This window comes from Pseudomonas sp. 2822-17, from assembly GCF_002742485.1.
GTDB lineage: Bacteria > Pseudomonadota > Gammaproteobacteria > Pseudomonadales > Pseudomonadaceae > Aquipseudomonas > Aquipseudomonas cyclaminis.
Genome location: NZ_LJRZ01000188.1, coordinates 1 through 231 on the forward strand (window position 1 = coordinate 1; position 231 = coordinate 231).

The 231-nt window shown below is 36.8% G+C and carries 1 pseudogene; it reads right to left on the reverse strand.

Going from position 1 to position 231, the window contains the following annotated elements:
* A pseudogene (locus AOA60_RS01560) lies at positions 1–206 on the reverse strand (ATP-binding protein); the annotation flags it as partial.
* Positions 207–231 lie beyond the last annotated feature (25 nt).

Consider the following 231-nt stretch of genomic DNA (forward strand, 5'->3'; position numbering starts at 1 on the left):
CTTAGAAATAAATCCCACTCCTTATCTTGCTTCATTGGGTCTAAGAAATCTGCACCCATTCCACCAGCCCTTCTCCCATTCGCTAACAATGTACTAAAAATAGGGAAAGCTTTATATGTCCCGATATATATTAAAGGAACACCTAACTTATTTTCCAATTCCACAAAGAAATCTATCATTTGCTGTGCTGCTTCACCTTTTTTCATGCGCTGTATTTCATCAATAACTAAC